This is a genomic window from Pseudomonas sp. Marseille-Q1929, from assembly GCF_017316265.1.
Lineage (GTDB): Bacteria > Pseudomonadota > Gammaproteobacteria > Pseudomonadales > Pseudomonadaceae > Aquipseudomonas.
In genome coordinates, this window is sequence record NZ_JAFLWU010000010.1 from 84,551 (window position 1) to 90,124 (window position 5,574).

At 62.4% G+C, this 5,574-nt stretch carries 4 protein-coding genes; 2 read left to right on the forward strand and 2 right to left on the reverse strand.

The window, feature by feature from the left end:
* Positions 1-115 precede the first annotated feature (115 nt).
* Together J1G37_RS13605 and J1G37_RS13610 are read left to right on the forward strand one after the other, a co-directional pair.
* Positions 116-1,360: a methionine gamma-lyase gene (locus J1G37_RS13605; protein ID WP_207042394.1), complete on the forward strand. Its 1,245-nt coding sequence runs from the start codon at positions 116-118 to the stop codon at positions 1,358-1,360.
* Between the two features lie 224 nt (positions 1,361-1,584).
* Positions 1,585-2,256, forward strand: coding sequence for a helix-turn-helix transcriptional regulator (locus J1G37_RS13610; protein WP_207042395.1), 672 nt, complete (start codon positions 1,585-1,587; stop codon positions 2,254-2,256).
* Positions 2,257-2,405: 149 nt separating this feature from the next.
* On the opposite strand, the gene J1G37_RS13615 is transcribed toward J1G37_RS13610, so the two are convergent.
* Positions 2,406-4,358: a MacB family efflux pump subunit gene (locus J1G37_RS13615; RefSeq protein WP_207042396.1), complete on the reverse strand. Its 1,953-nt coding sequence runs from the start codon at positions 4,356-4,358 to the stop codon at positions 2,406-2,408.
* A gap of 3 nt (positions 4,359-4,361) precedes the next feature.
* On the reverse strand, positions 4,362-5,513 hold the full coding sequence (gene macA, locus J1G37_RS13620) for a macrolide transporter subunit MacA (RefSeq protein WP_207042398.1): 1,152 nt from the start codon (positions 5,511-5,513) through the stop codon (positions 4,362-4,364).
* Between the last annotated feature and the right edge of the window lie 61 nt (positions 5,514-5,574).

Genomic DNA, 5,574 nt, shown 5'->3' on the forward strand with positions numbered 1-5,574 from the left:
TCTAATCATTATTTTTATGGGTTTTTCGTCCCGTGGCGCGGGAAATGTCAGCAAACTTTGCAACGTTCATCTGTGGTTATGAGCATAGCATTGTAGGAAATAAGGAGCGTCCGACATGAACAATAAACACAATGCATTCGGCTTTTCCACCCGCGCCATCCACCACGGCTACGACCCCCAGGACCACCATGGCGCCCTCGTGCCGCCGATTTACCTCTCCGCCACATTCGCCTTTCCTACCGCCGAATACGGCGCCGCGTGCTTTGCCGGTGAGGAAAACGGCCACTTCTACACACGCATTTCCAACCCGACCCTGGCCCTGCTGGAAGCGCGCATGGCCACCCTGGAAAACGGCGAAGCCGCCGTGGCGTTCAGTTCCGGCATGGGCGCGATTGCCGCAACGTTCTGGACCTTGCTGCGCCCCGGCGATGAAGTGATCGTCAGCCAGACTTTGTACGGCTGCACCTTCGCCCTGCTGCACCATGGCATCGGCGAATTCGGTATCAAGGTGCGCCACGTTGACCTGACCGACCTGGACGCGTTGCGCGCGGCGCTCAGTCCCGCCACCCGCATGATCTACTGCGAAACCCCGGCCAACCCCAACCTGCAACTGGTGGATATCGCCGCCATGGCCGCGCTGGCCCATGCACAACCGAATATCACCGTGGTGGTCGACAACACTTACTGCACGCCGTACCTGCAACGCCCGCTGGAACTGGGCGCCGATGTGGTGGTGCATTCGGCCACCAAGTACCTCAGCGGGCATGGCGACATCACCGCGGGCATTGCCGTGAGCAGCCACGCCCTGGCGCAACGCATCCGCCTGCAAGGGCTCAAGGACCTGACCGGCGCGGTGATGTCGCCACAGGATGCCTCCTTGCTGATGCGCGGCCTCAAGACCCTGGCCCTGCGCATGGACCGCCATTGCGCCAACGCCCAGGCCGTGGCCGAAGCCTTGCAGGCCCACCCGGCCGTGCAGTGGGTGACCTACCCCGGGCTGCGATCTTTCCGACAATACGAATTGGCACAGCGCCAGATGAAAATGCCCGGCGGCATGATCGCCTTCGAACTCAAGGGCGGCATCGACAGCGGGCGCCGCTTCATGAACGCGCTGCAACTGTTCACCCGCGCCGTCAGCCTCGGGGATGCCGAGTCGCTGGCCCAGCACCCGGCCAGCATGACCCATTCCACCTACACCCCGGAGCAGCGCGCGCACCACGGCATCAGCGAAGGCCTGGTGCGGTTGTCGGTCGGCCTGGAGGATGTCGCCGATCTGTTGGCGGATGTGCACCAGGCGCTGGCCAAAAGCACGCGCACGGCGCCGCGCCACGCCGCGAGGGTCGAGCACGCGTTGAAGTAAACCGCAGGTTCGACGTTATCCTTTCGCATAACGGTGGTCGGATTGCTCCGACTACCGTTATGCAGTTTTAATCTAGATTAATCCGGATTGGATCCCCTTCCCGCCGCCCCGCTGTACTAGCATACGTCTCGGCGGGAAGCGCTCTCATCGTGAGGTATTCGCACTAGTTGATTCCCGTCGCGTCATGGCTGAATACCTGCACTCGAAACTCATGGACGAAGCAGATGAACTCACACCTGTTCCCACATATAGGCAAGGTCATCGCCAGCACCGGCAGTCGCCATTTCCCACGCATGCTGCATGACCTGATCCTCACTCAACTGGCCGTGGACGCCACCCATATCACGCAGCTACGGGTCAGTTCCGAGGGACACACCCGCCGCGCGATCAGCCCGGTCTACACCGACTCAGTGGCGGCCATCGGTGACGAACAACCCGCCGCCCAATTGCACCTCACGCGCCACAAGGATGATGTGCGCTACGTGCTCTCGGTGTACCGCTCACACCCCTCGGACAGTTTCTCGCCCCAGGAACGCAGCATGCTGCAGGACTTCTCCACGCTGCTGCTGCCCATGGTGGAAAAACACATCGCCGCGATCCAGCCGTGCCGGCTCGACACCGATTCGGTGATGGCGCAGAACCAGGGCATCGAAACCCTGCGCCGACGCATCGAAGAACGCCTGGTGCAATCGGGGCTGACCCTGTCCAGGCGCGAGCTGGAAGTGTGTGTCGGCCTGCTGGCGGGGCGCACCGCGCCGGAACTGGCGGAGCAGTTGGCGTTGAAGGTCAACACCATTGAAAGCTACCTCAAGCGCGCGTCGATCAAGCTGGGGATCAGCGGGCGGCATTCGTTGTTGCGGTGGATGTATGCCACAGAAGACACCGCCAGCCTATAAGCCAACACAGCTCTAACTGTAAGAGCTGGCTTGTGTGGGAGCTGGCTTGCCTGCGATGGCGGTGGGTCAGCACCCCATAAGCTCGCTGATACACCGCAATCGCAGGCAAGCCAGCTCCCACATTTTGAGTCCTCATTGTTTGAAAGGGCTCAATCCCTGGCCAACGCCTCAATCGGGTCCAACCGCGCCGCATTCCGCGCCGGCACAAACCCAAACACAATCCCGATCAACGTCGAACAGGCAAACGCCGTCACCACCGAGCCCAGGGAAAACACCATTTCCCACTCCTTCACAAACAGCGAAAACAAACCACCCAACGCATACGACAACGCGATCCCGATGATCCCGCCGATCAAGCACACCATCACCGCCTCCACCAGGAACTGCTGGCGGATATCCGACTGCCGCGCCCCCACCGCCATGCGAATACCGATCTCGCGGGTGCGCTCCGTGACCGACACCAACATGATGTTCATCACGCCGATGCCGCCCACCAGCAAGGAAATCACCGCGATCAACGACAGCAGCAACGCCAGCGAGCGGCTGGTTTTCTGCACCGTCTGCATGATGCTGTCGAGGTTGTTGGTGAAGAAATCCTTGGTGCCGTGGCGTTGCAGCATCAGCTGGTTGACGTTGTCTTCCACCACCTTGCTCGGCTGGCCATCCTTGATGCGCACGGTGATGCTGTCCAGATGGCGCTGCCCGAGCAACCGCCCCGCCGCCGTTTCGTAAGGCACCCAAACGTTCAACGCCTTGCTCGCGGCAAACATGTTCTTGTTGTCGGCGGTCACGCCGATCACCGTGCACGGCAGGTTGCCCACCAGGATCACCTGGCCCAATGGGTCAACGTTGGGACCAAACAGGCGCTGGCGGGTATTGTGGTCGATCACCACCACCTGCGCCTGGCGCCGCGCATCGCTTTCGCTGAAGGCGATGCCGGCTTCGAGCTTGAGGCCCTTGACCTTGAAGTACCGGTCGCTGACGCCATTGACCTGCGCATCCAGGTCGATATTGCCAAAGCGCAGCAACAGGTGGCGGCCCACCACCGGCGTGGCGCTGTCCACGTAATACAGCTGGTTCAACGCCTCCACATCCGAGGGCAACAACGTCTCGATGGCCGACGCGCGGCTGTCGCCAAAACTGCTGCCGGGAAAGATGTCGATGGTGTTGCTGCCAATCGCCTGGATGTCCTTGAGCACATAACGCTTGGCGCCTTCGCCGATGGCCGAGATCGACACCACCGAGGTGATGCCGATAACAATGCCGATCATGGTCAGCAAGGTACGCATGCGGTGGGACACCAGCGCGACCCAGGCCATGTTGAACGCTTCCTTGAACAACCCCAGGCTCGCCACCAGGCGCCGCGCACCGCTGCGCTTGGGCTCAATCGGTGCATCGCTGGGCAGCTCCGGGCCGGTATTGCGCGTGTCACTGACGATCTCCCCATCACTGACCTCGACGATGCGCTGGGCATTGGCCGCCACCTTGGGGTCATGGGTGACGATAATCACCGTGTGCCCGGCGGCGTGCAGCTCGGCGAGGATCTGCATGACCTCCTTGCCACTCGCCGTGTCGAGGGCGCCGGTGGGTTCGTCGGCGAGGATCACTTCACCGCCGTTCATCAGCGCGCGGGCGATACTCACCCGCTGTTGCTGCCCGCCCGAGAGCTGGCTGGGGCGATGGCTGACGTGCCCGGCCAGGCCCAGGCGCGCAAGCAACTCCCGCGCGCGGCTGTGGCGTTGGGTTTGCGGCGTGCCCGCGTAGATCGCCGGCATTTCCACGTTGTGCAACGCGCTCAAGTGCGTCAGCAGGTGGTAACGCTGGAAGATAAAGCCGAAGTAGTCGCGGCGCAGTTCGGCCAACTGCTCGTCACCCAACGAACGGGTCTCGATGCCGTTGATCTTGTAGCTGCCGGCCGTGGCGTAATCCAGGCCGCCGAGGATATTCATCAGGGTGGATTTGCCCGAGCCCGACGCGCCGATGATCGCCAGCATTTCCCCGGCCTCGATCGTCAGGTCGATGCCCTTGAGCGCAACGAACTCACGCTCGCCGGCCATGAAACTGCGGGTGATGCCCTTGAGTTCCAACAGTGGCAGGCTCATCCGTCAGTTCCCCGCCACGGCGGGCGTGGCGTCGCCGATCACCACGGTGTCGCCTTCGACCAGGCCGTCAAGGATCTGCACCTTGACGTTGTTGTTGATGCCGGTCTGCACCTCACGCGCCTGCGCCCGCCCCTTGGCGTCCAGCACGCGCACGGTATAACGGCCGTCGTTGTTGCGCGGGCCGAGCGCCGCCACCGGCACGATCAACGCAGCCTGGGCGGTGGCGAGCACGATGCGCACCTGGGCAGTCATGGCGATGCGCAGGCGATGATCGGGGTTGGGCACGTCGAACAGCGCGTTGTAGAACACCGCAGTGTTCTGCTTGGGCGTGCCGGCAGCCTGGGTTTCGAGGAAGTTCTGCGGCGCTGGCTCCGTGCCGCGCAGCGTGGCGTAGTAGCGCTTGTCGGCCTCGCCAAGGATAGTGAAATACACCTTCTGGCCAGGGCTGATATGAATCACATCCGCCTCCGAGACCTGGGCCTTGACGGTCATGGTGTCCAGGTCCGCCAGTTTCAGCAGCACCGGCGCCAGTTGGCTGGCGATCACGGTCTGGCCTTCCTGGGTGACGATACCGACCACGTCGCCATCGATGGGCGCGACGATCCGGGTGTAGGCCAGGTTGATCTTGGCGGTATCGATCTGGATATGCGCGCTCTTGATCTGCGCATCCAGGGACAACAAGTTGGCCTGCTGCACCTGGAACGTCGATTCAGCGCTCTCGAAATCCTGGCGCGACACCGACTCGTCATCCTGCAAGCCCTTGTAGCGCTCATACACCGACCGCGCCTGCCTGAGCTGCGCCGCCGTCGCACGGCGCTGGGCCTGGAGGTTTTCTTCATCGACCTGGGCCTTGCGCAGAGTGTTCTGCAGGATCAGCGGATCGATTTCCGCCAGCCACTGGCCCTGCTTCACCTTGTCGCCGACCTTGACCTTGAGCGACTTCAACTGCCCGGACACCTGGGCGCCGACATCGACCTGCTTGATGCCCTCCAGTAAACCGGTGGCCAACACGGCGTTTTCGATATCGCCGCGCTCAGCCGTGGCGGTGAGGTACTGCGGCCCCTCGGCGGGCGCTTGCACGGTGTAGACAATCAGGCCAACGGCAATGGCCAACACGCTGAACAGACCCACTTTGCGAAATTTTGAAGTGTGCATAAATGACCATAAACAAGGGGTGAATGTGGGAGCTGGCTTGCCTGCGATTGCGGGCGTTCAG